This window comes from Azospirillum isscasi (assembly GCF_030849505.1).
Lineage (GTDB): Bacteria > Pseudomonadota > Alphaproteobacteria > Azospirillales > Azospirillaceae > Azospirillum > Azospirillum isscasi.
The window spans coordinates 1-2,476 of the sequence record NZ_JAUJFI010000314.1 but is presented as its reverse complement, the minus strand read 5'-3'; the positions used below and the strand labels follow the sequence as shown (position 1 = coordinate 2,476).

General features: G+C 70.1%; 3 protein-coding genes. All 3 read left to right on the top strand.

Annotated features, from left to right (window positions below; all coding sequences use genetic code 11):
- Positions 1–67: 67 nt before the first annotated feature.
- Entirely contained in the window at positions 68–391 is a 324-nt protein-coding gene (locus QSG27_RS28570) for a chemotaxis protein CheW (RefSeq protein WP_306712197.1), read from the top strand.
- A complete protein-coding gene (locus tag QSG27_RS28565) occupies positions 388–2,064 on the top strand; it encodes a methyl-accepting chemotaxis protein (protein WP_306712195.1) in 1,677 nt (558 codons plus the stop codon). The genes QSG27_RS28570 and QSG27_RS28565 overlap by 4 nt, the downstream gene beginning before the upstream one ends.
- 49 nt (positions 2,065–2,113) lie before the next feature.
- Positions 2,114–2,476: Hpt domain-containing protein (locus QSG27_RS28560; RefSeq protein ID WP_306712193.1), on the top strand; the 363-nt coding region annotated here is incomplete at its 3' end.

Below are 2,476 nucleotides of genomic sequence, written 5' to 3'. Positions count from 1 at the left end.
GCCACCCGGCGTTCCGGCACATGCCCATACGGGACGAAGCCAATCGGCCCCAAGCCAACCGGGAGGTGTGCATGCCCATACTCAGATCCAGCCGGAGCTTCTGGGGCTGATCGCCATCGACGGGCGGGTGATGCGCCTGTTCGACGTGGACCGGCTGTGCGGGCGCAACGCGGTGCCCGCGGGCGGCGGCTTCGCCGTCGTGCTGCGCGGCGGGGAGAGGCCGGAGGCCCTGCGCCTGCGCACCGTGGACACGGTGACGGAGCTGGAGAACGCCCGCCTGAAGGCCCCGCCGGAGGCCGGCCCCTTCGTCACCGCCATCACCCGGGGCCGCGTCGCCGTGCTGGACGTGCCGGCGATCCTGGAGACGCTGAGGAGCAAGAAAGAAGAATGAAACTGAAGGTCAAGCACAAGCTGATGCTCAGCTTCGGAGTCGTCTGCCTGCTGACCGGGCTGCTGGCGGCGTTCCAGATGATGCGTTTCGCGGACGGCATGAGGGTCATGATGGGCATCGCCACCTACGACATCCAGGTGTCGGAGGCGGTGCGCGAGATCGAGGTGACGGAAAGCAACCTGCGCAGCTTCCGCGAGGCGGCGACCCACGCCGCGGCGCTGGCCCAGCTCCAGGGCCGCAAGCCGGACATCGCCCAGCTCCGCCAGAGCTACCGCGACGGCTCGATGAGGATGTTCGAGCAGACCGCCAAGCTGAAGAGCATCGCCGCCGCACGGGCCGAGGACGGCATCACGGACGAACGCCGCCGCATCTGGGGCGAGCTGGTGATCCAGATCGACAGCTTCGACCAGTATTCGCACCGCATGCTGAACGAAGCCAACGCGATGCTGGAACGGGTGGCGGCCGGGAGCGAGCCGGAGGCGCTGGACCGGCTGACGCGGGTGGAGGAGATGCGGCTGGCCATGGCGGGCCAGCTTTCCGACCTGCACGGCGACATCAGCCGCCTGTCGGAGGCCGGGCGCCAGAACATCCGCTCCCTCTACGACGACGCGGTGCGCTCCTCCATCCTGGCGCTGGTGATCGTGGTGGCGCTCGCCGTCGCCATCGCCATCCTGATCGGCAGCTCGATCACCCGGCGGCTCGGCACCGCCATCGGCTACGTCACCCAGGTGGGCAAGGGCGACCTAACCAAGACGGTGGTGGTGCCCGGCGACGACGAGCTGGCCGAACTCGGCACCCACCTGAACGAGATGACCGGCAACCTGCGCAACATGGCCAGGACCACCCGCGCCACGGCGGAGAGCATGCACGCCGCCACCGCGCAGATCCGCGCCTCCACCCAGCAGCAGGCGGCCAGCGTCGCCCAGCAGCTCGCCGCCGTGGAGGAAACCACCGCGACGCTCAGCGAGATCACCGAATCCGGCGCGCAGATCAACCGCCGCGCCCAGGACGTGGCGCAGAACGCCCAGGTCGCCGCGTCCAATTCCGAGACCGGCCTGAAGGCGGTGGAGGACACCAACCAGGCGATGGACGCCATCCGCGAGCAGGCGGAGGCCGTCGCCGAGAACATCGTCGTCCTGTCGGAGCGCACCCAGGCCATCGGCGAGATCATCCTGACCGTCAACGACATCGCCGAGCGCTGCCACCTGCTGGCGCTCAACGCCGCCATCGAGGCTGCCGCGGCCGGCGAGCACGGGCGGACCTTCGCCGTGGTGGCGAGCGAGATCAAGAGCCTCGCCGACCAGTCCAAGGAGGCCACCGCCCAGGTCCGTTCCAATCTCAGCGAGATCCAGCACGGCATCAACGCCTCGGTCATGCTGACGGAGGAGGCGGTGAAGCGCGTCGGCGCCGGCAAGCGCCAGACCGACGCCACCCAATCGACCATCCGCGACCTCGCCGAGAGCGTCCAGGAGAGCGTGCTCGCCTTCCAGCAGATCGTCGCCGGCACCAACCAGCAGCAGATCGGCCTGGAGCAGGTGATCCAGGCGCTCCAGAACATCCGCGAGGCGAGCAGCCAGACCGCCGCCGGCACCCGCCAGCTCGAAGGGGCCGCCACCAACCTCAACGATCTCGGCCAGGGTCTGGTCGAGGCCGTCCGGAACTACCGCGTGTGACCATGACGACGGCATCCGGAGGCGATGGCGGGCGGAGGGGGCGGGCGCCATGAACGACATCCGCACGCGCCTGCTCGCCGCCTTCGACCTGGAGCACAAGGAGCATCTCGCCGCCATCCGCGAGGCCCTGCGCGCGGTGGAGCGGGACCCGGCGCACCACCCCGATCTGGTGGAGATCCACCGCCGTGCCCACAGCCTGAAGGGGGCGGCCCGCGCCGTGGACCTGCCGGAGGTCGAGCGGCTGTCCCACTGGCTGGAGGCCGCCTTCCTCGCCGTGCAGCGCGGCACCGTGCCCTTCGACGCGGCGGCGCGCGACGTGGTGCGCCGCGCGCTGGACGCCATCCAGCTCGGCATGGGCGGCTACACCCAGGATTACGACACGGTCGCCAAGGCCCCGAAGAAGGGGGAAAGC

Excerpts from the sequence above, each read along its gene's own strand:
- QSG27_RS28565 (WP_306712195.1), top strand. The coding sequence starts at position 388 with ATGAAACTGAAGGTCAAGCACAAGCTGATGCTCAGCTTCGGAGTCGTC.